At 41.8% G+C, this 25555-nt stretch carries 25 protein-coding genes; 21 read left to right on the top strand and 4 right to left on the bottom strand.

Translation table 11 applies throughout. The annotated features are described in order from the left end of the window. The first annotated feature begins 13 nt into the window (after positions 1 to 13). The 21 genes from porN to HMPREF9331_RS08210 all read left to right on the top strand — a co-directional run bounded on the left by porN (position 14) and on the right by HMPREF9331_RS08210 (position 18696). Positions 14 to 916 carry a type IX secretion system ring subunit PorN/GldN gene (gene porN, locus HMPREF9331_RS08300; RefSeq protein ID WP_016420520.1) on the top strand — a complete coding sequence of 301 codons (903 nt, stop codon included), beginning with the start codon at positions 14 to 16 and terminating at the stop codon, positions 914 to 916. A 78-nt stretch (positions 917 to 994) separates the two neighbouring features. After that, a complete protein-coding gene (locus tag HMPREF9331_RS08295; RefSeq protein WP_016420519.1) occupies positions 995 to 1516 on the top strand; it encodes a Crp/Fnr family transcriptional regulator in 522 nt (173 codons plus the stop codon). 81 nt (positions 1517 to 1597) lie between these two features. After that, complete coding sequence (locus HMPREF9331_RS08290) at positions 1598 to 2635, top strand: Acg family FMN-binding oxidoreductase (protein WP_040357277.1); 1038 nt, start codon at positions 1598 to 1600, stop codon at positions 2633 to 2635. Between the two features lie 194 nt (positions 2636 to 2829). Next, complete coding sequence (locus tag HMPREF9331_RS08285) at positions 2830 to 4311, top strand: vWA domain-containing protein (protein ID WP_040357264.1); 1482 nt, start codon at positions 2830 to 2832, stop codon at positions 4309 to 4311. 315 nt (positions 4312 to 4626) lie between these two features. Next, positions 4627 to 5421 carry a hypothetical protein gene (locus tag HMPREF9331_RS08280; RefSeq protein ID WP_016420516.1) on the top strand — a complete coding sequence of 265 codons (795 nt, stop codon included), beginning with the start codon at positions 4627 to 4629 and terminating at the stop codon, positions 5419 to 5421. A gap of 12 nt (positions 5422 to 5433) precedes the next feature. Next, a complete protein-coding gene (gene prfH, locus HMPREF9331_RS08275) occupies positions 5434 to 6135 on the top strand; it encodes a peptide chain release factor H (protein ID WP_016420515.1) in 702 nt (233 codons plus the stop codon). Positions 6136 to 6182: 47 nt separating this feature from the next. Beyond that, complete coding sequence (locus tag HMPREF9331_RS08270; protein WP_016420514.1) at positions 6183 to 7574, top strand: RtcB family protein; 1392 nt, start codon at positions 6183 to 6185, stop codon at positions 7572 to 7574. Positions 7575 to 7939: 365 nt separating this feature from the next. After that, positions 7940 to 8602 (top strand): hypothetical protein, encoded by a 663-nt coding sequence (locus HMPREF9331_RS08265; protein WP_016420513.1) that lies wholly within the window; start codon positions 7940 to 7942, stop codon positions 8600 to 8602. 125 nt (positions 8603 to 8727) lie between these two features. After that, positions 8728 to 9003, top strand: a complete 276-nt coding sequence (locus HMPREF9331_RS13345; protein WP_016420512.1) for a hypothetical protein — start codon at positions 8728 to 8730, stop codon at positions 9001 to 9003. 206 nt (positions 9004 to 9209) lie between these two features. Next, entirely contained in the window at positions 9210 to 9380 is a 171-nt protein-coding gene (locus HMPREF9331_RS13340; protein WP_248641634.1) for a hypothetical protein, read from the top strand. A gap of 12 nt (positions 9381 to 9392) precedes the next feature. After that, positions 9393 to 10010, top strand: a complete 618-nt coding sequence (locus HMPREF9331_RS08255; RefSeq protein ID WP_016420510.1) for a hypothetical protein — start codon at positions 9393 to 9395, stop codon at positions 10008 to 10010. 21 nt (positions 10011 to 10031) lie between these two features. Beyond that, positions 10032 to 11414 (top strand): SMI1/KNR4 family protein, encoded by a 1383-nt coding sequence (locus HMPREF9331_RS08250; RefSeq protein WP_016420509.1) that lies wholly within the window; start codon positions 10032 to 10034, stop codon positions 11412 to 11414. A 71-nt stretch (positions 11415 to 11485) separates the two neighbouring features. After that, a complete protein-coding gene (locus tag HMPREF9331_RS08245) occupies positions 11486 to 12658 on the top strand; it encodes an AAA family ATPase (protein ID WP_016420508.1) in 1173 nt (390 codons plus the stop codon). A 2-nt stretch (positions 12659 to 12660) separates the two neighbouring features. Beyond that, complete coding sequence (locus tag HMPREF9331_RS08240) at positions 12661 to 13182, top strand: hypothetical protein (protein ID WP_016420507.1); 522 nt, start codon at positions 12661 to 12663, stop codon at positions 13180 to 13182. A gap of 12 nt (positions 13183 to 13194) precedes the next feature. Continuing rightward, positions 13195 to 14610 carry a HEAT repeat domain-containing protein gene (locus HMPREF9331_RS08235; RefSeq protein ID WP_016420506.1) on the top strand — a complete coding sequence of 472 codons (1416 nt, stop codon included), beginning with the start codon at positions 13195 to 13197 and terminating at the stop codon, positions 14608 to 14610. Between the two features lie 12 nt (positions 14611 to 14622). Beyond that, positions 14623 to 15195 carry a methylated-DNA--[protein]-cysteine S-methyltransferase gene (locus HMPREF9331_RS08230; protein ID WP_016420505.1) on the top strand — a complete coding sequence of 191 codons (573 nt, stop codon included), beginning with the start codon at positions 14623 to 14625 and terminating at the stop codon, positions 15193 to 15195. Next, positions 15192 to 15386, top strand: a complete 195-nt coding sequence (locus tag HMPREF9331_RS08225) for a hypothetical protein (RefSeq protein WP_016420504.1) — start codon at positions 15192 to 15194, stop codon at positions 15384 to 15386. The genes HMPREF9331_RS08230 and HMPREF9331_RS08225 overlap by 4 nt, the downstream gene beginning before the upstream one ends. After that, complete coding sequence (locus tag HMPREF9331_RS08220; protein ID WP_234945870.1) at positions 15383 to 15697, top strand: hypothetical protein; 315 nt, start codon at positions 15383 to 15385, stop codon at positions 15695 to 15697. Before HMPREF9331_RS08225 ends, HMPREF9331_RS08220 begins: the two co-directional genes overlap by 4 nt. Further along, positions 15616 to 15843 carry a hypothetical protein gene (locus tag HMPREF9331_RS13335; RefSeq protein ID WP_016420503.1) on the top strand — a complete coding sequence of 76 codons (228 nt, stop codon included), beginning with the start codon at positions 15616 to 15618 and terminating at the stop codon, positions 15841 to 15843. Before HMPREF9331_RS08220 ends, HMPREF9331_RS13335 begins: the two co-directional genes overlap by 82 nt. 6 nt (positions 15844 to 15849) lie before the next feature. After that, complete coding sequence (locus tag HMPREF9331_RS08215) at positions 15850 to 16347, top strand: hypothetical protein (RefSeq protein WP_016420502.1); 498 nt, start codon at positions 15850 to 15852, stop codon at positions 16345 to 16347. 27 nt (positions 16348 to 16374) lie between these two features. Further along, positions 16375 to 18696, top strand: a complete 2322-nt coding sequence (locus HMPREF9331_RS08210) for an outer membrane beta-barrel family protein (RefSeq protein ID WP_016420501.1) — start codon at positions 16375 to 16377, stop codon at positions 18694 to 18696. A 77-nt stretch (positions 18697 to 18773) separates the two neighbouring features. Here the strand turns inward: HMPREF9331_RS08210 and HMPREF9331_RS08205 are convergent, their stop codons facing one another. From HMPREF9331_RS08205 to HMPREF9331_RS08195, 4 genes are all read right to left on the bottom strand, one after another. Then, on the bottom strand, positions 18774 to 20243 hold the full coding sequence (locus HMPREF9331_RS08205; protein ID WP_016420500.1) for a RagB/SusD family nutrient uptake outer membrane protein: 1470 nt from the start codon (positions 20241 to 20243) through the stop codon (positions 18774 to 18776). Positions 20244 to 20254: 11 nt separating this feature from the next. Continuing rightward, on the bottom strand, positions 20255 to 21709 hold the full coding sequence (locus HMPREF9331_RS13500; protein WP_345908519.1) for a SusC/RagA family TonB-linked outer membrane protein: 1455 nt from the start codon (positions 21707 to 21709) through the stop codon (positions 20255 to 20257). After that, positions 21639 to 23384 (bottom strand): SusC/RagA family TonB-linked outer membrane protein, encoded by a 1746-nt coding sequence (locus tag HMPREF9331_RS13495; protein ID WP_016420498.1) that lies wholly within the window; start codon positions 23382 to 23384, stop codon positions 21639 to 21641. Before HMPREF9331_RS13495 ends, HMPREF9331_RS13500 begins: the two co-directional genes overlap by 71 nt. 1285 nt (positions 23385 to 24669) lie before the next feature. Continuing rightward, positions 24670 to 25506 carry a ChaN family lipoprotein gene (locus HMPREF9331_RS08195; protein WP_016420497.1) on the bottom strand — a complete coding sequence of 279 codons (837 nt, stop codon included), beginning with the start codon at positions 25504 to 25506 and terminating at the stop codon, positions 24670 to 24672. Positions 25507 to 25555 lie beyond the last annotated feature (49 nt).

The raw sequence follows: 25555 nt of genomic DNA, 5'->3' as shown, positions 1-25555 counted from the left end.
AAATTATAAGATTATGAAACAAGCACTAAAGAATATCCTGACGCTATCTTTTTTGTGGATAGTATCCTCAAATGCTTTTGCTCAAGTGAATATCTTGAATGCAAAAGTACCAAGTGAGATAGGTGAGAAGACAACAGCTCAACAGGAATCTGACAATGATGTACCACTTCCTTATGGTTATGTAGATGACCGTGATATCATGTGGTCAACTACCACTTGGGAACTTGTGGACTTGGAAGAAAGAGCTAACTTCCCGCTACTATTCCCTATTGATACTATGGAGATTGGTGCAGACCGTCGCTCCTTGTACGATGTTCTCCTAAGAGCGATGAAGGAGAAAAAACTCACTGAAACGTATGCTGATTCCTATTTCACTGAGAAAAAGAGCTATGATGACCTCAAGTATAGTTTGTCCAAGGCTGATACGCTTGATGCAGGGTATGAAATCCTAAACCAAGGGCAACCATTACCACCAGAATACATCGTACGTACTGACCTTACCTCTAGGGATATCGTACAGTATCGTATCAAAGGCTTGTGGTATTTTGACAAGCGACAAGGCGAACTTAAGTATCGCTTACTTGGACTGGCTCCAGTGGCTCCTGACGTAAGTGTTTTAGGGACCGATGATGCACAATCGAACTTGGTAGAGCTTTTCTGGGTATGGTATCCTGCAGCAAGAAATATCTTACACAAGGCTAGGGTATTTAACCAATTGAACTCAGCTAATCGTGTCTCCTTTGACCACTTGCTGAACGCCCGTCGTTTTGTAGGGGTGATTTATAAGGAAGACAACGTGTATGGGGATAGGGAAATCAAGAAATACCTTCCTGACAATGCCCTATACCAGCTCCTAGAAGCCGAACGTATCAAACAACGTATCCGCGACCGCGAACAAGATATGTGGGTTTATTAAAACAATATACAAAAGACTACCTCTTTGGGGTAGTCTTTTGTTTTTTTATGAATGTCTTACGTTTTAATCTTTTAAGCCTTGAATCTTGATTTTCTCAGCCAATATTTTACCGAAGTACGGTTCGCCAAGGGAGAGATCCTCACTCGCGTAGGTGAGGTAGAGAACCATTTGTATTACCTTAGCGAAGGTATTGTACGCTTTTTCTATTATAATCCTACTACGGATAAGGAAACTACAGTAGATATTCTGTTTCCTGAATCGTTCTGCCTTTCTTATACTTCTTTTGTTAAGCAAGAGCCCTCACTGCTTTCTATTGAAGCCCTTAAGGATGTTACGGCTTATAAGATAGGACGCGAACACCTTGAGCACCTGATACAGCAACAAGAGTATCTCCAAATAAAAGCCGATATATTAGAACACTTGCTTATTGAGAAAATGCAACGAGAAGCGCAATTTCTGCTACAATCCCCTGAAGAGATCTACCGCACCCTATTGGAGAAAGATCCTAAGCTTATTCAGAACATTCCGCTAAAATATATCGCTTCCTATATAGGCATTACCCCCCAAGCCCTCAGCAGAATACGCAAAAGGATTTTTTGAGTATTCTCATTTATGAACCCAAGTTCATTTTTTCTACATTTTTTTGCCGTTACTTTGCCTTGAAAAACAAAGACAAATAAAATGAACTTCAAAATGTTTCCCGTTACTTTTATGATGGCACTTGCCACATCCAAAGGCTATGCCCAAAACACAGATTTCTTGACTCTTATCAAGGCTGCTACTCAAGCACCTTCGGGTCATAACTCTCAGCCCTGGTGGTTTGAGACTTCTGATCATAGCATTGTGATCTCGCCCAATTTGGATAGGGCACTTCCTGCGGTGGATAGCCAGCACCGCGAACTCTTTATCAGTTTGGGTTGTGCGCTGGAAAATCTCTGTACGAAGGCTACTGAATTGCACTACCAGACCCAGGTGAGTTTCAGTGACGAAGGAGTTATTACGGTAGACTTACAAAAATCCAATACAGTAATTGCTGACCCCTTGGCGACAGTGATTGAAAAGAGACAAACAAACCGCTCTGAGTATGAGGACAAAGCTATTGACCCTGTACTATTGCAAAGCCTTATGAATAGGCTGTATAAAGAGGTGCCAGAGGCTCAGGAACAAGCTGAAATACATACTTTTGCCAAGGATACTCCACCTTTTGAGATCCTCACCCAAGCGGTACTACAAGGCAATACGGTGCAGATGGGAGACCCTGCTTTCAAAAGCGAACTCCTCTCATGGATTCGCTTTAATAAGAAACATAGTGAGAGCACCCACGATGGGCTGAGCTATGTTGTATTGGGAGCACCCAACTTGCCTCGCTGGGTCACCGAACCTATTGTAAAGGCGAGCCTGAAGGCCAAGACGCAGAACAAGACTGACCTGAAGAAAATACAATCCTCCTCACACATGGTGCTGCTGACCACCGAGAAGAACGATATTGCCACTTGGATACAGACAGGCCGCACTCTTGAGCGCTTTTTACTCTTGCTCACTCAGGAGGGAATAGCTCATGCTTACCTTAACCAGCCTTGTGAAGTACCTGAAATCAGTGCTACACTGCGAGAAAATCTCCCTATAGCTCATGCTTACCCCCAGATACTCCTACGCCTTGGCTATGCCCAACCTATGGCCTACTCCAAGAGGAAAGATATTAGGGAAGTAATCAGATAATAAGACAATGAGCTAATGAGTAAAATAATTGGCAAATGTCAAATTAGCAAATTAGCTAAATCTTTTGTCAAACAGAGAAAAAGTTGTATATTTGTCCCATATAACCATAATGATTGACAAATATGAAAAAAAGAGTTGTTTTTACAGTTTTGGGCAGTTTGCTATGGCTTAGCTGTGGCAATAACCATGATATGATGTATAGACCGGAATATCAGTATCCTTCCTATACAAAGGATATGCAAGTGCCCACGCGAGAGAGAGGAGAGACCTTTAAGGAGATCAAGGAAAACCCCTTTGTGGAGGTCTCTTCCCAGCCTGTCTCTACCTTTTCGGTAGATGTGGATAGGGCAGCTTACAGTAATATTCGCCGTATGATACAGCAGGGTACCCTTCCTCCTAAGGATGCAGTGCGTATAGAGGAGATGATTAACTACTTTGATTATGATTATCCTACCCCCGATGCACAAACACCCTCTCCCTTACGAGTGAGCTACGAGCAGGCTCCAGCTCCTTGGAACACCACACATTATCTTTTGCGTATTGGTCTCAAGACTAAGCCTTTAGATCTTTCCAATACGCCTGCTTCTCATTTGGTGTTTTTGATAGATGTTTCTGGTTCTATGATGGATTACAACAAACTCCCCTTACTTAAGTCCTCCTTGAAGCTCCTGCTTCAAAATCTCAAACCACAAGACAAGGTCAGTATCGTAACCTATGCCAGTGGTACACAAGTGGCACTTGAACCTACTTCAGTTAGGGAACGCGAGAAGATAGAAAAGGTATTGGACGGACTTGAGGCAGGTGGAGCAACCTCTGGAGAACAAGGAATACAGCTGGCTTATGAGCAAGCTCATAAGGCCTTTATCAAGGGAGGAAACAACCGTATCATTCTAGCTACCGATGGTGATTTTAATGTAGGTATCAACAATCCTAATGACCTTAAAGCCTTTATTGAAAAGCAACGCGAGGGAGGTGTGTATCTCTCCGTATTGGGCTTTGGTATGGGCAATTACCGAGACGATATGTCCGAGACCTTAGCCGATAGTGGCAATGGTAACTATGCTTATATAGATAACCTTACTGAAGCTAAGAAGGTGTTGGTCAATGAGTTTGGTGGAACTCTCTTTACTGTAGCCAAGGATGTTAAACTACAGGTAGAGTTCAATCCTAAGTATGTAAAGCAATATAAGCTCTTAGGCTACGAAAATCGTATGCTTGCCAATGAGGATTTCACCAACGACAAGAAAGATGCAGGGGAAGTAGGGGCAGGGCATACCGTTACTGCTATCTATGAGATTGTCCCTTCCGATGGAAAAGTAACCTCTTCTCTTCGTTATCAAGATAGTCAGCTCAATGAAATAGGAAAGGGCAATGAGGTGGCTTTCCTAAAAATCCGCTACAAAGACCCTAAAGAAGCCAACGCTGCCAGCCGAGAAGTGGTAGAACCGCTGACCTACAACCTAAAAGAACTGACACAGGCTTCCGATGATTTTCGTTTTGCTGCCGCAGTGGCTGAGTTTGGTCTGCTGCTGAGAGACTCCGAGTACAAAGCCCAAGCTTCCTATGACCAAGTAATAGAACTGGCCAAGAATGCTTTCGGCCGAGATGAAGAAGGCTACCGAAAGGAGTTTGTCCGCTTAGTGGAAGGAGCGAAGTTAATGGCTAAAAATAAGTAATCAATGACTAATAATTATGTTGTTAATTATTTGTTATTTTTCACTTGTCGTTCGTCATTAGTCACTACCTTTGCCCCCGATTTCAAACAACTATTGTTTAACCTTAAATAAAACTTACAAAGAAATGACCTATATCAAGTTACATATTACCGTAGAATTACCTTGCTGGCAAGGTAACGCTTCGTGGCGTATCCACTTGATGTAGCATTATCATATCATACAACAAAAGCCCGAAGCGACTGCTTCGGGCTTTTTGTTTGTCCTTCTCTCAAAAATCCCAAGCAAATTAATCATTAAACATTAATCATTAATTCAATGGGAAATCTATATATTATCCCCGAAGGCGTTTCTCGCCTGCGCAATTTGCGTTCTCGCAAGCGCATTGCTCGAGAAGACCACGAGAAGTTTTTGCGCGAATGCTGTGATCGCCATGCTGAAATAGAAAAGCAGAGGCGAAACCTGCCACTTGTACCACTTGAAAAACCTTACCAAAAGGGCTATGTGCGTTTCTTTGTACTCAGGGAAGATGTAAGGCAAGGTAAGCAAGCCGACTTTTTCGCGACACTTTTAGAGAAAATCAACACCTATCAATACGCCGATACACGCAAGTTCCAAAAAAAGAGAAAGCGCCGAGGCAAACGCGTTTACATAGCTCGTAAGCAGGAATTATACGCTTTTAATCAATGGGAATGGCAAAGAGCCCTTGAAAGAGGGAAGTTCACTGAAAAGGAACGTGCCTATTTTGCGAGGATAGAGTGTTTCAATCGCCAAAAAGACCGTTTTGAAACGTATTACGAGTTTACCGAAGCGTGGCGTTTTGAACTGCGTGTAAAGCCTAATATGATCACCCACTACCGTCCGGTAGATGTTACCATAGAGCGAGAACTCGCCGAACTTGATAAAATCATAAATGACCATAAGAACTGGGGGATTATCCATAGCAAAATCTATGGAGGGAGTTATTCGTGGAATCAATACCAAAAGCGTTATGACCCTAAGGAAAAGTACAAACACACCCCACTGAAAGAAATCGCAGCTCTTAAGTATCACACCTCAGCAATGGAAATAGGAGAGATGCTTTTAGAGTGCAAGCCGTATGTGCAATTATAAACAAAAAGAAAAATGGAAGAAAAAATCATACAAATCACCGCAGGACGCGGTCCTTTAGAATGCCAATGGGTAGTAGCCAAAGTGCTGAAAACATTTTTACAAGAAGCTACTCAAGCGGGCATCAGCTATACCATTCTTAGCCGAGAGGAAGGCGATGCCAATCTCACTGTAAAATCGGTTACCCTGCAACTCAAAGGCAAGGAGTTAGCATCGTTTTTGAAAAGTTGGCTCGGCACAGTCTGCTGGGTAGGCAAGAGCACTTTTCGCAAGTTTCACGAGCGCAGTAACTGGTATATAGGCGTTTTTGAGCTTGACCAACTGCAACGACAGCCTTTCTCAGAGCGCGATGTACAGTTCCAAACCACTCGCTCACAAGGCAATGGCGGACAGAATGTGAACAAGGTAAATTCGGCAGTGCGCGCCACCCACCTGCCTACGGGTATCAGTGTATTTGCACAGGATTCACGTTCGCAATTAGACAATAAGAAACTCGCCCTTGCCCGACTTAAAGAAAAACTCGCTGAAATGGAGCTTCAGCAACTCGCCGAGCAAGCGCAGAGTCATTGGAGCAATCACACCCAAGTGCAGCGCGGCAACCCTGTACGCACTTTTAAAGGCACCGATTTCAAAAGTACTTATGTAGAAAAGAGCTATAAGAAGGAGCGCGCCGCTGCCAAGCGTCTCTGTAGGGGCGAATGGCAATTCGCCTATTAATGAATGGCAATTCGCTTAGCGAATACCTAAACCCTAACACCTAAAAAATGGCAAATTTAAAACTCAAAGGGAAAGACCTTCTTAAGTTAGGTTTCCCAAATAATCAATCTATTAATGTAGCGTTAGAAGTGATGAAGCGCAATTACGCTACCAAGAATACCGCTTATGTAAAGTCGGTACTTGAGGATATTTTAAAAAATCCTGTGCAATACGAGGGGCATCTTACTTTTGGTCAGATAGCCGAAGCGCTGCTTTCCTCTACTAAAACCGAAAAGCGACAGCTTAACGCCTTGCGAGCGCCTTATCATATCTTTGGCGACGACATCACCGAAGAGGCAAAAACGCAACTCTATACGGCTCTCAAACTCCCTATTTCGGTAGGCGGGGCACTCATGCCCGATGCCCATAGTGGATATGGTTTGCCCATAGGGGGCGTACTGGCGGTAGAAAATGCCGTGATTCCTTATGGAGTAGGCTTGGATATCGGCTGCCGTATGTGCCTTAGTATATTGGATATCCCTGTGTCCTACCTATCAGGAGCGCGAGATAAGTACGAGAAAGCCCTTATGGAGCACACCAAGTTTGGTATGTACGAACACCATAAGTCGCATGTAGAGCACGAGATTTTCGACCGTGATACTTTTTCGCTGATTCCTATCCTCAAGCGATTGAAGGATAAGGCCATCAAGCAGATGGGTACTTCGGGTAGTGGTAACCACTTTGTGGAGTTTGGCGAGGTAGAACTCTTAGCCGACGATCCGCAGATAGGTTTACCCAAAGGGAAATATCTCGGTATACTTTCTCACAGTGGGTCACGTGGTTTTGGTGCGGAAATTGCTCAGTATTACGTACGCGTAGCAGCCGAACAGTGTCCGCTCCCGAAGGAAGCCCAACAGTTTGCTTGGCTCGATCTCTCAACTCACTTAGGATTAGAGTATTGGACAGCTATGAACCTTGCGGGTGATTACGCTTCGGCTTGTCATGAGGACATTCACCGCCGACTTATTCGTGCGGTAGGCGGTCGCCTAAGAGCGCGCATCGAGAACCACCACAATTTTGCTTGGAAGGAAATTCACGATGGCAAGGAGGTGATTGTACACCGCAAAGGAGCGACCCCAGCAGGGGAGGGCGTACTGGGTATTATTCCCGCCTCAATGACCGAGGCAGGCTATATCGTGCGCGGTAAGGGCAATGCCGAGAGTTTTGATTCGGCTTCGCATGGCGCAGGACGTGCTTTTTCACGCAATGAGAGCCGTAGCCGCTTTACCAGTTCCGATATCAAAAAAGCTCTCAAAGCCAAAGATATTACCCTCATTGGAGGCAATGCCGAAGAAGCCCCTATGGCGTATAAAAACATAGAGACCGTAATGGCTTCCCAAACCGATTTGGTAGATATCATTGGCACTTTCCAGCCAAGGATTGTACGAATGGACAAATAGTTAGTGACAAATGACAAGAGACTAATTCTACTGTGCTATTTGTCACTTGTCATTTGTCACTATTTTTTACTATCTTTGTCCTCATAATTTTTCACTTGTAGGGCTAAAAGCTACCTTTGACTATTCGGTATGGAATGCCATTGGGGCGTGCCTTGCTATTAGCTGTTTGAAAGAAAAACATTGGGAGATAGGCAGTGTTATAAAGTAAGTAATACGAGAGAAAGTGAGCTACAAACTTTATTTATAGTAGGTATGAGCTACAAGCTCGTGCCAGTAAGGATTACCCTAATTTGAATACTTAGTAATCATATAATATCAAATGATAATGTAGTTTTAAACGAATATATATCTATAACTGAAATAAAATGAGTAATTATAAATTATTAAGAAAAGATTTTACAACGGAAATTGAACGATGTCATTTTTGTAGAAGAAGACTAATATCTCAAAAGGTGTATGTAGTCAAGAATATCGATACAGGAGAAGTATTTTCTTCAGGGCGTTATTGTACTGAAAGGAATGTAAATGCAGATTTAAGATCAATACCTGATTTTACAAAATATATTATAGAAACATTAGAAGATGAAGAAGGTGAAAATCAAAATCAAGAAAATCAAGAGAGAAATATTCATAACCAGAATATTCATAGAAATGATGATAAGAAAAAAGCAGTAGAATACATTGAGCTAAGAGAGAATAAACTTATAGAAGAATTTGAAGGAGTTTCGTATAGATATCTAAAAGACTATTATCTAACTTTTATTGAAAAAGGAGACTTAACGGATGAACAAGTTAGACATATTTTAAATATAGAGAATGCTGCTCCAGATATTTTAAAATTAGATAATTTGCATAGATGCTATTCATATTCTTTTTGGATTAAAAAAGCTATTAGAGAAGGTTATTCGGTAGATTTTTTAGGCTCTATACTAAGATATCTATATAAAAATTTTAAAATTACCCTTAAACAAAAGGAATCTGTCAATAATATTTTTACAAAAATTGGAAATTTTCGCTATTTAGATTAATAGTTATATTATAAAAATGACAGAAATGGATAATATGTCCTCCTGTACCACCAAAAAAGTATTGTAATTTTTGAGTAGTACAAGATTTTTTATAGGTAAGATCATTTACTTTTCTTGTATAAATAATGAAAATCATCTCTAAATTCAAAGATTACTACGACTATAAAGTCGCTGACTACGGCACAGATGAAAACCTCATCTATGACCGACGTAATGGAACGATTGTAGATAGACAGCGTATTTCTCCAGAAGAATCTAACCTTGCCTTGTATTCAACACTATATGTAGGGAGTGAAGTGGTACATCTTTTTATTACCCAAAATAAAATCTATACCCATTTTGATTTAGTAGATATAGAAACAAAAAAAGGAAGTATTATTTTTTTGACGGACACTATCTAAAATTCCGAGATGGGAAACAATATGAGTATAAAAGTAATCTTTGCTTAGGTTATTTTTCAGATACAGCTGATTTCATTCGTGAGAATAATGGTTTTCATATCAGGGAAGAAACTCATTTGTCTTGGGAAGAACTCTCAAAAATACCGTTACTACTCATTACGAGTGATTATAGAACGAAAAATCAAAAAGTATATATAAACCCTAGTTTGCAGGAACTCGGCGTCTATATCGACCCTGATTTTGTATGGCAGCACATCGTGCAGTACCTTTCCGACCTCAAAACCCAAGCCGAGCAATCACCGGAACTGCCCAACGAGCTGAAAATAGACAGCAAAGGCTTTGACAAAAAACGCTCTTTTCGTCCCAAAATGAAGTAATTTGTTAATTGAATGAACTATCTCAAAGAAATACAAACCCTCAAAACTGAGCTCGCCCTTCCCTTGCAGAAAGCCAAAACCCTATTAGAGCAAACTGCAGGTGACCTCCCTGCAGCCATAGCCCTCTATCACCAAGAGAATATAGCCACTATTATGGCAACAACCCACTGCGAGCGCTGGGAAGCGGAAAGTGCGTACAAGCGCTTTGATTACAATGTCGAAAAGACTGTAAAACACATTTTTAGTACTTCACTAACTATAAGTGTGGATAATAGGAGAGACACCAGCGAAAGAGGTATGGGCTATATCATCACTGCCTTGGATACTGATCTGAACGTTGTTTCCAAGCGCTCTATCTTTATCCCAATAAAAGATTTTGATGAATACCTCTCGGAAGATTTCCAATCCGTATTTCCCCTATACCAACCCCAATGGAATAAGATAGAACCCGATTTCAAGGATACCACTAGCAACCTTTTTGATCTCACCACATGCCAAAAAATCATCACACAACTGCGCCAGCGTACATTTACCGAAGAAAAAGTAAAGACCTTTGTGGAGAAAGTGCTCACTTATATAGAAGAAAAACTCCTCATCTGCGCCTATATAGAGGTTTATGGGAATATATAAAATAGTGAAAAACAAACACAAATGAAAGAACAACTCCACCGCATTCAGCAAAAGCTCTCCCAAGCCAAAGAAGCCGATAAAGACTTAGAAGTATTTGGTGCCAGCTCACACAAGTACCACCTCAATCCACCTGTAAGCGAGGCGGAAGTCCTTGCCTTTGAACAAAAGTACGGACTGACTTTGCCTGAGGGCTATCGCGATTTCCTACTTACCATAGGTGACAAAAATGCTGAAAGATTAGAGAGGATAGCAGGTCCTTACTATGGGCTTTTTGATTTTGATAGAGCACAAGAACAATTTCTTCTTGGCGACGGCACTCTTTACTTAAAAGCTCCTTGTGCCCTCTCTCCTGATATGACAGATGAAGAATGGGAGGCTTTTAGCAGAGAACTTTTGGAAGCCGAAATAGCCGAACAAGAAGCCAAGGAAAACCACACAGAATTTCTGTTAGACGATGCTACTTATGAAGCACTTCACGGAAAGGTATATAGCGGTCTTTTACCACTAGGCTCTCAGGGCTGCTCTATGTACCACGCTTTGGTACTCAACGGCAAATATGCAGGGCGAGTAGTGAATATAGATGTTGATTTGAGAAAACCTAAGTTTGCCTTTGAAACTACTTTCTTGGATTGGTACGAACGCTATTTGGACGAGGTGATCTCTGGCGATTTGATAGGAAACACCTTAGCCCATTTTGGTTATAATCGTCGTGGCACTATTGAAGTTCTTCTAAATGACTATCAGCAAACTACCGATTTGCAAGAGCAAAGGAATTGTAGGGATGCTCTTTGGCATAAGAAATTTCCTTTTCCTGCGGAAACGTTCCCCACTATTGAAAGAATTATCAGCTGGAATAAGGAAGATAAGCACTTCTTCATCAACCTTCTTTTGCGCTCTTCTTACGAGCATGCCAAGCCTTATTTAACCACTTTGATAAAGGAGGATTTTAAAAAAGCAGTGGAGATGATATGTTTCTATGCAAAAAAACATTATGCCGACTGGATAGAAGTAGTAAAAGCACAAATGCCTACTATTGAGGACTTAGATGTATTTAAGCGCGCAAGCGCCATAATCTCTGACTGTCCTAACAGCAATTTTGAGACTGTTATCATACCATTTACGCATCATCCTATTGCCCAAATGCGTGAGTATGCTTATTATACCCTCTCCAAAAGTCCTAATAAGGAAGCCTTTTTGGAGGTTTTTATTAGCGGACTACAAGATAGTGATAATAATGTACTCAGAGCAGCTATCCAAGCTCTTTCAGGTATAACCGACGAACGTTTGTTGCCCTATTACAAACAAATAGCCAAGCGTTTCCCCAAAGAGAAAGACTATATTCTTAGTAACTTAGAACGCCGTTTAGCTTCTTTTGGGCTGACTATAGAAGAAGCGAGAAAGTAAAAAAACAATTATTTCTTGACTTTTGGATTGAAAAGTTGTATTTTTGTTCTTTAGAACAAGGCATTGACAAAATGAGTAATATTACCATACGAAACTTTGGAGCTATCAAAGAACATAGTGCTCCTATAGAGATTAAAAAAGTAACCTTCTTCATAGGAAATCAGGGCAGCGGGAAGAGTACCGTGGCTAAACTTATCGCTACCTTTATGTGGATAGAAAAGGCTTTGTTTAAAGAAAGTTATAATCCTCAATGGTTTGAAAAAAATAATACTTTTAGGGACTTGTTTCTAAGCTATCATCGCCTTGAGAACTATTTGAAAGAAAATACTTATATCCAATATACAGGAAGTGCTTTTTCAATTACCTATACAGAAGGACAATTATCTTTTGAAAAGAAGCAGATGGCGTATGCCCTTCCACAGCTAATGTATGTGCCTTCTGAGCGGAACTTTATTTCATATATGAAGAGTATGAGGGAACTAAAAGTAGCTTCAGCTGCCTTGAATGATTTCTTGGCAGCCTATACTTATGCTAAAGAAAAGGTAACCGAAATGCCGCTCCCCATCAATGAATCTTATTTGTTATACGATAAAAATAGAGATATACTCTATGTAAAAGGTGATGACTATAGGGTACAACTCTCAGAGGCCTCAAGTGGGTTCCAATCATTAGTGCCTTTGTTCTTAGTGTCTGACTATTTAGTAAATAGTGTAAAGAATAAGACAGAACCAATGAGTATAGAGGAACGTAAACGATTTGAAAAGCAAATCAAGGAAATCTATGCCAATCTTCATTTTACAGAAGAGCAACGACGTAGCGCAGCCAACGCTTTATCTGAAAAATTTAACAAAACCTCTTTTGTTAATATCGTTGAAGAGCCTGAGCAAAACCTCTTTCCAACCTCGCAACGCAATATGCTCTATAGTTTGCTGAAAATCAATAATGAAATACCTGCTAACAAATTGATAATTACCACCCATAGCCCTTATTTGGTCAATTACATATCAGTAGCTGTGGAAGCAGGAAACATACGAAACGAGGTAAACAAAGAACAGATAGGAAAGATTATACCAATTTCAGCACTTGTAAAAAGTGAGGATTTAGCTATTTATGAACTTGATGAAAAAGAAGGTACTGTGAAGTTGTTAGGTGATTATAATGGAATACCTTCTGATGAGAATATGCTAAATCTCCAAATAGATGAAACCAATAACCTTTTTGCAGACCTTTTAGATTTAAAATAACAATGGCAATAGATTTTTTTAATAACCAATGTCAGCAAGTTTCTTCTGAAAAGATTTTTGGTTTATGTGATGAAGAGGGAACACAAAAACCTGCTTATATTGATGTAAGTAATCAGGACAGTTGGATTGCAGAAATAAAAAATGAAGAACAAAAAGAGGTTTACTTTATCGCTATTGATAACTGTATTGAAATCTGGCGAGATGATGACCCTACAAAAATGGAAAAACGTTGTGATGGTATGCTTGAGTATGATGGAAATAACCTTATTTTTGTAGAATTAAAAGATAGAAAGCTAAAAAATGCAAGTGATTTTCTAAAAGAAGCGGCTTTGCAACTTATAGCAACAATAAATCACTTTAAAAAGATCTGTGATATTACTGATTATAATATTAAAGCAGCTTATATAGCAAATAAAAAGAAAATACATCGTAGTTATGTAGCAAGGATGGAAGAATTTCAACAAGAAACAGGCTATACCCTCCGAATAGAAAACAGAATCAAAATCCCTTATATGACCCCCTAAAACCTAACCCTTATGTATCAAGAACAACTCCACCGCATTCAGCAAAAGCTCTCCCAAGCCAAAGCTGCCGATAAAGACTTGGAAGTATTTGGCGCCGAGACACATGAGTACCATCTTAACCCTCCCGTAAGTGAGGCGGAAGTCCTTGCCTTTGAAAAAAAATATGGTGTATCCCTACCTGAGGATTACCGTGCTTTTGTACAGACCATAGGCGACGCTAAAGCCCAGAAGTTGGACACGATGGCAGGGCCTTATTACGGCTTGTATGCTTTCGGTACTCAAGTGAATGACCTTGTTTATGACCAAACGGAAACCTACCTCAAAGCCCCTTGTGCCCTCTCACCCGATATGACCAAAGAAGAATGGGAAGCCCTCTCCAGTCCGCTATTAATGAATGACGAAGAAGATGAGGATTTTGAAGATGAGGAAGAAGATGAAGATTTTGAAGATGATGAGCAAGAGGAGGACGAAACGCAAACAGAGGAGGACTACACCCAACAGTGTGGGAAAGTCTTTGGCGGACTGCTCCCCTTGGGAAGTCAGGGCTGTGCCTATTACCACGCTTTGGTGCTTACAGGGCCTTATGCAGGACGCGTAGTCAATGTCAATTGGGATTTAATACAACCTACATTTGCTTTTGAAACCAATTTCTTGGATTGGTACGAACGCTATCTTGATGAGGTCATCTCTGGCCAACTCTTGGACGACCGACCTACTTGGTTTGGCTACCACCGAGGTGAACCCGCTGAGGTACTTCTTGCCGAATATGAGCAAACCAACGACCGCAAAACCCAAACCGATTGTCTTGACGGAGTGTATCACAAAAGACCGCCTTTGTCTGATACCGTATTAGACAAAGTAGAAGCGCTCATCGCCTTAAACAATGAGGATAGGGATTTTCTCATTGAAATACTCACCTTGTCCTCCTACAAGCGCGCCAAACCTTATTTGGATACCTTAGTAACCGAGAAGCCCAAGGAAGTATTTCAGTATATATGGTGGTATGCTCAAGACCACTGTGCCGACTGGGTGCCTATCGTAAAAGAACTCTTGCCCTCTATTACCGATGAGGAAACCTTTGATTTTGCTACCTACCTCCTTACCGAAGGCGATGACAATTTCGAGGAAGTAATCCTTCCTTTTACTGATGATGCAAATCCTCGAATCCGTATAACAGCCTATTATACACTGGGCAAAAGCAAGAAAAGAGAGCAATATCTTGACACCTTCATCAAAGGGCTACAAGAGAGCGATAACAAGGTGTTACACACAGTTATACAAGCACTATCTGAGGTAAAAGACAAGCGTTTACTGCCCTATTACAAAGAGATAGCCAAGCGTTTTTCTAAAGATGAGGATTATATCCTTTCCAATCTCAAATGGGCATTAGAGCCTTTTGGCCTCACCATAGAGGAAGCAAGGAAATAAAAAACGAAAAACATGGAAAATGTGAGCATACTAACTAAAGAAAACCTTCCTTTTGTTCCCCTTCGGGGGATCGGGGGAATCCTCCTCAAGCATATAGAAACCCCTATAGGCACTATGGTAGCTTGTGCTACAGGCAAGGGGATCTGTATGTTGGAGTTTTCTGATAGCAAAGTGTTGGAAGCAGAGCTAAAAGAAATTTCTAAACTGGAAAAAGCCCCTATTATACAAGGTGAAAGTCCCTACTTTGCCCTTTTGGAACAAGAACTTAGCGAATATTTTGCAGGCAAGCGTCAGGTGTTTTCCGTGCCTCTATCTCCCTTTGGAACTGATTTTCAACAAAGGGTTTGGCAGGTCTTACGAACCATTCCCTATGGGCAAACGTGGAGTTACAAACAGCAAGCCATCGCCTTGGGATCGCCCCAAAGTGTACGCGCGGTAGCCAATGCCAATGGCCAAAATCATATCTCTATCCTTATCCCCTGTCATCGGGTTATTGGCTCCAATGGTACCCTCACAGGCTATGGAGGAGGCTTGTGGCGGAAAAAGTTTTTGCTGGAATTGGAGGGAGTGAAAAGTGAAGAATGAAACCCATGAACCTCAAGAAGAAAATAGAAAAACTATGGATAGTTAATAAGACCATAGAACTATTGGATAGAGACTTTGCTTATAACCAGTACTTAGGCTGTTTGTTGACGGGGGTGATCTTTCTCGTTTTATGGCCTATACTATTGTTGTTAGTACCCGTTTTTGAGGTAGCAAATTTGTTTAAGAAATGAAAAAATCATTAGAAAACCTTTTAGCCCAGCAAGGTATTGCCTTACTCAATACCCTCTCTAAAGAAGAGCGACGCACTCGTACGGAAACTATCAAAGCGCGTTATCGCGAGGCAGGTTATGACGATTTGCCGCATGAGCTTGTTACTTTCCTTACCATATTCGACGACAAGGATATCAAGCGCCGCGACGGCTATATGGTTTTTATATATTCGCAAAATCTCGCCAAGAGATGCTATACTATGAATCGGATGCAGGTATTACCGAGCTTATTCCCTTTGGCGATGTCAATGCCGATGAAGTTCTCTGTATAGATAGTGTAGGGAGTGTATGGGGCGTACTTGACCTTACCTCTTGGATACCAAGAAAGACCTATTACCATCTCTATGGGGGCGACCTCTATACTGCTATTGAGAATATGATCAAAGGCAAAGTAGAAGAAACAATTATACGACCTTAAAACACTATGAAAAACACCCTTTGGCTTTATAAAGATTCTTATCAGATAGAGATAAGAGAAAAGGAAGCTCACCCACCACAAGTAACAGTTTATCTCTATCAGGCAGAAGAGGAGATTAAAAACGTAGTCCTCACAGCAGGAGGGAGCGTGAGCAGTCTGTGGGAGAAAAGTGCGCTGTTAGACGGCGATAGATTGCTCATAGCTTGTGGTAATGAGGTATTTTGTATCTTCTTACCCTCCTTAGAGCTCCTTTGGCATACGCAGGTGGATATGGCTACTTGCTTTGAGATTGTTCCTTACCAAGATGATTACATTACCCATGGAGAGGTAGAGATATCACGCCTTAATAGGCAGGGCGAAATCCTTTGGCAGTTCAGTGGTAAGGATATCTTTGTCTCGCCCACAGAGCGTATACCCTCTTTTACCCTTACACCCAAAGGAATAGAGCTAATAGATTTTAATTACGAAAGTTACTTGATTGATTATCAAGGTAAAATAATTTAATATTTGTCAAACAATTTTTCTTACGCTATGAAATCGTTCTTTCTTCTATGTTGTTTTGTTCCTTTCTGCTGTTGGGGACAATTTAAGGTCGAGGGAGTGCTAAGGGATAAGAGCAATGCCCCTATCGCTTATTGTACTGTGAAGTTATTACAGGAGGAAAAAGTGGTCGAGGCAACTTTGTCCAAGCAGGACGGTAGTTTTAGCCTACAAGCAGCGGCAGGTACTTATACCCTTACGGTCAGTTCTGTCTTCTACGAAGGGTTTTCTAAAGTACTTTCCTTACAATCAGATACTTCCTTGGGGGAGATCTCCCTTGCTGAAAAAGTGCAAGAACTCTCAGGTGTCTCTATCGCTCGTACCAAAAGCCCTATCACCTATACCGATACAGGAGTGGTGATAGCAGTGGCTGAGTCTCGCCTGAAAAACAGAGATAATATACTTGAGATACTCGACTATGCTCCTAGTATCTCCACTGTTAATGGACTAAATATTCTCGGTAGTGATGATATTCAGCTTGTTCTGGACGGTAAGGAGCTTCATTTGCCCAAGGATAAGATCCTCAAGTTTCTAAGTACTATTCCTACCAATACCATTGAGAGTATAGAGGTAGTCGATAGAATGGACGCCTCTACCGAAGCCTCTAAGTTTGGAATAATCAAGATAAATACAATCCAAAAACAAGGTTGGGTAGGGGAGTTGCGCCAGAGAATATACTTCAAACCTCAATTTGGCTATGATAGTGGTGTGGATCTCTTTTATGCTACCGAGAAATATCGTATCTATGGCAATCTCTATCACTTTCGCTCCAAAACCGTCTTAGAGGAGGCAAATGAGCTAACACTTAAGAATGTGCAACGTTCCTATAATAGCACCACTGAAGCCAAGCTAAGGAGAATAGGTAATAATGTTCTCTTTGGAACAGACTATACACCACATGAGAATACAAGTCTGAGTTTCCTTTATATGCTCAATTACGACGAGGATAAGGATCATGACCGAAATACACGTACAGAGGTCTATGATCATAATACCTATGACCATTGGATTGCCAATCATAAGCTTTTTAGCCAGCATTCTACCGATCATACTTTTTCTTTAGCACTTAAGCAAACCTTAGATACACTCAACTCCAACCTACAGGTGAATCTTGATTTCATGAATAGGAAATATGAGAATCCCTCTTGGGAAGAGGAAACACTGCACAAAGCACTTGTAACAACTAAGGTTTTTGAAGAAGCAAATGATGATAAGGTCTTTGTCTATGCTCTTAAGGCGGCTTGGAATAAGAAATGGGCAGATAAGCAGGCATTTTCCCTAGGTACTCGTCTTTCTCTGGTAGATAACCGCCTTTACCAGAATCGTTTTTATCTTGTCAATCAGCAGTATATCAAAGATACCGATTATTCAAAGGATTTTTTTCTAAAGGAATATATACTTGCTCTTTATGCCTCTTATAACTTCCCTGTGGGGGAAAGTGCTTCAGTATCCTTGGGGGCTCGCTCTGAGTATAATTACAATGATTTCAACAATAGATCAGCGTATTATTATAACAATGATTGGCAATGGTTATTCAATGCCCAATACAAGGGTCAGTTATGGGGGTATAGCTTTTATATCTCTGCGGCTGAGCGACTCAGTAGGCCGTATTTTAATGCTTTTAATCCTACTTATATAAGATATAGCCCTACTACGGCAGGCGTGGGGAATAAGGAGTTGAAACCAGCCAACACTTACCAAGTTCAATGGGGACATACAGGTAGGCTTAATCTGAGTCTAACTTATCGCTATACCCAAAATAATATTGTATATATGCCTAGTGATGTGGCAGGTATACGGGTTACCCGTCCTGAGAATGCGGGCTATAAGAATGATTTCTTTTTGCATATATCTTCTTTCCAAAAACTAACCGATTGGTGCGAGATGAATGCCAAATTTGTAGGGGGAAGTCTCCATTTCAGACTCCCCAATGAGCAGTACCATTCCCTATATGCAGAAGTGTTTTTGTCTCAGCGTTTTTATCTCCCTTGGGATATGGAGTTGGGTGTGAACTACACTTATACATCCGATCACAAGAATATGTATTTCAAGAACTACCAGAGCAATACCTTTGGTGTGGATTTGTTCTATCCAATTTCAGACGCCTTCAAGCTCAATGCTTTTGTAAGTGATCTATTCAATACCTCCAGATCCAAGAGTGAATATGACTTCAACCAAGTGTATAGTTATAGCTACAACAAGGCCAACACACGATTCTTTGGTCTCTCCCTCATTTACCAGTTTGCCAAAGGCAAAGAGGTAGAGGAGGATGTCAGGGGCAGCGGTATAGAGAGCGAACGTAGTAGGTTATAAAATAAACCGATGGGTCAATGAACCTTAAATCAGTTCATTGACCCATCAGCTCATTGACTCATTGACTCATCAACTCATTAATTCTGTACCATATTCGGATTGGCTTCTATTTCGCTAATAGGAATCTGATACACCCAACGCCTGTCTCCTGCGGGAACATCTATGGCATAAACATGGTTGCTGCCTGCTTGAGTTCTGTTGGCGCCTAATCCCCAACGCTTGAAATCAAAGAAAGAGGTGCCCTCTCCCCAGAGTTCTATACGGCGTTGCCAACGTACTTCCTCACGCATAGAGGCTTGGTCTGTAGCCGTAGGAGTATAGTAAGGATCACGGAAGTTCTGCATGAAATAGGTCAAGGTGTTTTGAGCACGGGGGAGTTCGTTTCTCTCCACTAAGGCCTCTATATAGAGCAGTAGTGGGTCTTCCAAACGTAGGAAACAATAATCTCCTAAGAAGCGGGTGTCTGTAACATACTTTAGATTGGCATAATCGGGTAGCTGTGGGTATCTATAGGCGATCGCAGGGGCTTCAGTGCGGTTTATGTAGAGGTTGCGACGCACATCGGTAGGGGCTATATGGGCATAGAGCAGGCTATAGATGCTCTTGAAGGCACCCCCTCCTGCATAGCTTATAGGGTTGGTGTTGTCTATATTGGAATAGAAGGAATTCCAGTGAGTGGTAGTCTCCTGAGTAATGTCATACCCCCAAAGCCAAGAGGCGGAGGAGATATCCCACTTGGCTGCTTGTACCTCACCCATAGAGGTAAAGGTAAAATAAGGACTATTGAGCACCATACGGGTATAGGCAATCACCTTGTCCCACTGCTCAAGATGGGCATATACTTTGGCCAAGTAGGCCGCGGCGACAGCCTTATCTACATCGGTTTTAGTTTCAGTAACTACATAGCGGGCATCATCTACTACTGAAAAATCGGCCAAAAGCTGCTCATATACAGCCGCTACTGTAGCACGAGGCAGTTTGGCATCGGTAGGGCGTAGCACTAAGGGGACGCCTAAGTCATTCTCATGCCCCTTATAGGAGTGTTGGTAGAGATTGATTAGGTAGTAATAGTAGATACCTCGTAAGGATTTCAGTTCCGCATATTTCTGATACAATACCGCTTGGGAAGGTACTTCTGGGAAATATTCCGTAAGTACAGCATTGATAGAGCTGATTTGCTTGTAGAGAAAATTCCATAAAAAGGCCGTACGGGCATATTCGGCACGCCACATATCAAAGTTGTAGTCAAAACCAAACCAGCTATAGGATTGTTGTACCATATCTAGCCCCGAAAGGTCTGTGGCCAGGTGAATGGCCTTCAGCCCAAAGGTCTCTCCACTATTGGATTGAGAGCGTATATTGTTGTTATAGATACCATTGAGTTCTACTTGCAAGAGGTTGGCCTTGGTCTCTACATTTTCCATAAGCTCCTTTTTGCGCTCATCGGTGAGGAAGCCATCTACTTTAGGGTCAAATTCGCTTTTAGAACAGGCACTGATAAGCAGCCCTAAAAGGAATAATGGGAGGTATATATTATTTTTCTTCATGATACATCGGATTAAAAGTTAAGGGTAAGTCCCATAGAAACAGTACGTATAGGACTATATACAGCGGAGCTATTCACCCCTGCGAGGCTCGAACGAGGGTCTAACCCCTTGCGTTTGCTCCAGAGATATACGTTCTCAGCGGTGATATAGTAGCGGAGCTTGTTTAGGTGTAGCTTTTGGCAAACCTCTTCAGGCAGACTATACCCTACACTGATGTTTCTTAGCGACAGATAGGAAGCATCTATCAAGAAACGGTCGGAGGAGCTCAGTAGCTTTTGGTTGGCAAACTCCAAGCGGGGCACATCGGTATGTGGGTTTTCAGGGCTCCAGCGTGCACGCATATCGGTATGCCATCCTCTACCCAACTGTCCTGAGTGCATAAGCCCTGCGTACTGATAGTCGTAGAACTTGCCGCCAAGCTGGTAGGCAAACTGTAGGGAGAGGTCAAAGTTGTATAGTCTAAAATTGCTACCGAAGCCTCCTTGTAGGTCAGGAATGGAAGAACCGACGAAGGTGCGACTGTTTTCCATTTCGTAGGCGGCACTACCTTTCACCTCATAGGCGCCTGTGGCTGGGTTCTTGATATAGAATTGGGCATCTCCATTGTCAGGGTTGACTCCCGCCCAGCGTACCATATAGAAGTCATAGATGCTGCCGCCTTCTTTTAGGATTTGTGAACCTCCTCTGGAGACGCCTTTTTCTCTGAGTTCCTCAGGCAGTTTGGTGATGGTGTTTTTATAGTATAGTCCGTTGAAAGACACAGACCAAGAGAAGTGCTCGCGCTTTATTGGATTTAGGTTGATAACAAAGTCAATCCCTTTGTTTTCCATGTCGGCTACATTTCTCGGTTCGGAGCTAAAGCCTGTGGAGGAGGGTAGGGGCATGTTGAAGAGCAAGTTCTTGGTTTTCTTGACAAAGTAATCCGCCTCTATAGTAAGAAGGTGATCCCATAGGGTAGCCTCAATTCCTGTATTGAAGTTGCCACTCTCTTCCCAAGTGATGTTGCGATTGCCTTTGTAGCGCGCTTGTAGCCCTGCGTTACTACCATCGGAGGTAACCTCATATAGGGTCATATAGGGTACCAAGGAGCGACCTCCATCGGGCAGATAGAGTTCATCATTCCCTTGGATTCCATAGCTGGCTTTTAGCTTTAGGCTATTGACAAAAGTGGCTTTTTTCATAAAATCTTCTTGACTGATTAGCCAAGAGCCTCCCACTGACCAGAACGTACCCCAACGATGTTCAGGCGCAAATACCGAAGAAGCATCACGACGCAAGCTGCTGGAGAAGAAGTATTTTTGTTTGTAGTTGGCATTTATCTGCCCAAAGTATCCTTCTATGAAATAATGGCTCGTATAGGAGTCCAAAGCGGCCAAAACCGCAGCGTTGGAGAACTCACTGTTGCGAGGATCTACAAAATTGCGCTTGGCACCTGTCATAGCCCCTGTGTGCCTTGTGGGATTCATGCCCCAAAAGGGCTTCAAGATGGTAGTCCTTCCAAGTGTTTTGGTATCGGAGCAACTGGTTGAAGGTCATCACCACAACATCGGAACGGGATTTAGTGGCATTCCCCCCATATACTTTCCCTTCACCAGCCAAGGGAGTGGTGAAGTTATTGGATTCGTAGAAATTGCCATATACATTCCCTGTGCTGGAGAATTGTAAGTTTTTCAAGAGGGTAGCGTCTAGGGATATGGATTGATTAAGGTAATAATCCCTCGTCAAGTCTATGTTTTCTTTCTGAGTGCCAAGGGGATTGGCATTGTCATTATACTTACGAGTAGCACCATAGTCATAACTGCTAAGCACCTGACCCGAATCATCATGTTCGTAGATAGGGTAGATAGGAGCTATATTACGCGTCCAAGAAAAAGGATTGGAATAGCTAATGGAAGTGGCTCCCTGCTTCTCGGTATAGGTAAGCATGGAGTTGGTATGTATCTTTAGCCATGGGGTGATTTCTCCTCTGTAGGAAAAACGAGATGAATATCGGTTGAAATAGGAGTTGAGGTTATACCCCTCATCGCTTAGGTAACCCAAAGAGAAATAGAAGTTGTTGATTTCAGAACCTTTGGTCAGGCTAAGGTTGTGTTCCTTGCGTACACCTGGTTTGAAAAGTGCCTTTTCCCATTGGTTAAAAGTGGCCGCATCGGAGTACTTTATCTGAGCATTGGGGTTGAGCTTTCCGTTGGCTAAAACAACCTCTTGGTCGGGTACATTGTATATATTGTACCCGCTTCCTACATTGGGGATTAGCTGCTGGCTTGCCCAAGAGCGTGCCACAGCTTCGGGTTGGTTTTGTCCAAATCGGCTTTGGTTATAGAGGGAATGCCATAGGGTTTCGTAGTATTCGGAAGGGGAACTCATAAGGTCGTACTCAGGCACCCCGCGATAGTTGAACCCTATACGGCTGTCGTACTGAACGGAGAGTTGGCCTCGTGCGCCACTCTTGGTAGTGATGATAATCACCCCATTGGCACCTCGTGCCCCATAGAGCGCTGCTGCCGATGCGTCCTTGAGGATATTGATACTCTCCACATCACTGTTGTTGATAGCATTGAGACTCCCCTCGTAAGGCACACCATCCAAGATGACTAAGGGGTTGCTGGAGGCATTGATAGAGCCTATACCTCGTATGCGCACAGAGGCACCCGAACCTGGTTGCCCTGAACCAGAGGAGATCTGCACCCCCGCAACGGAACCTTCCAAGGCTTTTACAACATTGTTGGTCTGTGCTCCTTTGATGGTTTCCTCTTTGACTGTTGTCATCGAACCTGTAAATGATTTCTTGTCGGTAGCTCCATAGGCAACAGCGACCACTTCGGTACCTGTGAGTGCTACCACTTCAGCCTCCAAGGTGATGTCAATAACACCACTCTTTTCTACTGTTTTCTCTTGGGAGAGATACCCCACGCTGGAGAAAACAAGAACGTCATGAGGTTGTACTTTGATTTGATAACGACCATTGCCATCGGTAGCGACCCCTTTTTGGGTGCCTTTGACAATAATAGAGACACCGAGCATTTCCATTCCATCAGTGTCTTTCACCACTCCTTTTACACTGAGTTGTTGGGCTACAAGCCATAAGGGGCAAAGGGTAAAGAGGAAATACAATAACCTCCAATGTTTGTTTTGCTTCATATCAGAATGTTTTTTAATAGAAAGCTGCAAATATACGTCATTTTTTGAAAATAAAACAAATAAATTAAATATTTTTTCAATAAACAATAATGTATTACATAGGAAAATGAAAAGTTTTTAATTTTAATAAGAGTCTTATTTTCATTAAGTTGCTTAAAAACAGACCTTTGGAGGTTATCTATAAAGAAACTAAAATATAAATATTGAATAAAATTTAAAAAGTAGCGCTTTTGTTGAATAAAATGCAATATTTTATTTGTTTTTTGTATGCTTAATTTATATTGTAGCAGGGCTTACTTATATTGTACTTACAATAGTGTCCCGTTAAATTTTATAGTTCTTGTATTGTAGTTATCTGCTGGCATCTGCTGGCGCGAGCTTGCAGCTCGTGCCTTATACAGAGAGAGCTTGTAGCTCTTTTGTTTAAAGATAACGTGAGTTCGACGTAAGCAAAATTATATTTTTTCTCCCACAGATTCCACGGATTTTCACAGAGAGAATAACACAACAACTAAAAAAGTATAACTCTTTAATTTCCACGGATAAATAAGGCCTTTGGCCTTATAAAAATCTGTGTAAATCGCAACAGCACAATTACACAAACATAGAAAATCTGTGAGATCCGTGAAAATTCGAGGGAGCTTTCGTTATATCGAACTCACGTTAATTTATATTGTAGCAGGGCTTACTTATATAGTGCTTACAATAGTGTCCCGTTAAATTTTATAGTTCTTGTATTGTAGTTATGTACTGGCGCGAGTCACATACTCGCTTCCAAGTATTCAGCGACTTTAGCTCGTGCCTTACACAGATAGAGCTTGTAGCTCTTTTGTTTAAAGATAGAGGTTCTTTCTAATAGAAGAGAAAAATCAGGCAAAAAACTTTTTGTCAAACTTCTTTTTTGTTTTTATAGCCAAACAGAAATGGTTTGCGAAAAATTAGCATGAGCAGGTGTAGGGGCGAATGGCAATTCGCCCTTGAAAGAGAGCAAATTAAGAATAAATCCCTTACCTTATTTATTCGTATTTTTTTCGCATTCTAAATAACGTGAGTTCGACGTAAGCAAAATTATATTTTTCTCCCACAGATTCCACGGATTTTCACGGAGAGAATGATACAACAACTAAGTATAACTCCTTAATTTCCACGGATAAATAAGGCCAAAGGCCTTATAAAAATCTGTGTAAATCGCAACAGCACAATTACACAAACATAGAAAATCTGTGAAATCCGTGAAAATCTGTGGGAGCTTTCGTTATATCGAACTCACGTTAAATATGCTTGACTATAGGTCTTCATCAACCGCCAAGATAAAATCAGCCTGACCATAATTCTCCTTGGCAAGCCTCTTGAGTTCCGCTTGCGAGGTAGTGGCGATGGTCAAGATCCGTAGATCGGGGCGTTCTCGCCTGAGATACCACCCAATGCCTTGGTAATAGTCAGAGTGGTAGCTCCCATTGAAATGGACAAAAAGGCTGTTGGGTTTTAAGTGTGCTAATATGGATTCGGCCATGGTAGCGTCCTTAATCGCCTGTGCCATAGGGAGGTTCTCCGTGTTGTGTCCCGACATCTTTTTCATCTTTTCATATTGGGAGAGGCTGCCGTCATAGGCGAAAGGTAGGCGTACGATCCATTGCTTCTCAGTGGAAGCAAGTGTATCAAGGGCTTGGATTCCCTTCTTATATACAAGGTTGGCATATTGGCGAGGAATATTGGTCGCTACAAAAGGCAGTTGGTGCTTCTTGGCAAAATCCACCAAGGGCTTATAATCTGTCTTGTAGTTTTTCCATAAGCGGGCTAAGGTGTCTAATCCCTTTTGGTCAATAGTCCCTTGCAAGTAGCGATCAAGGGCTTCTTGGTTATCCCGCTCCAGCATCTCCGCCCCTAAGACAAGCGGACGCTTGGGTTGTAGGTTTTTGAGAAGTTCAAGTTCTAACCAATGGGCAATAGGGTTGTTGTGATACTCGCCAAAGAGTACTATATCGGCTTTTTCACTCTTTCTAAGGAGTTTCTTGTAGGAAGTGCGCCTACCGTTTTTATCAAAGAAAACATAGGCTCTCTTATCCTGAGCCCAACCACCCACAGTTAGCAACAGCCCTAAATAAAACAAAACTATTCTCATAGGCTAGTTATTAGTTGTTAGTTATTAGTTGTTAGTTATTAGTTATTAG

The organism is Capnocytophaga granulosa ATCC 51502, from assembly GCF_000411115.1.
In the GTDB taxonomy this organism is placed as follows: Bacteria; Bacteroidota; Bacteroidia; order Flavobacteriales; family Flavobacteriaceae; genus Capnocytophaga; species Capnocytophaga granulosa.
Note: the sequence above shows the minus strand (reverse complement) of the source record. Positions and strands in the feature narration are given on the sequence as shown.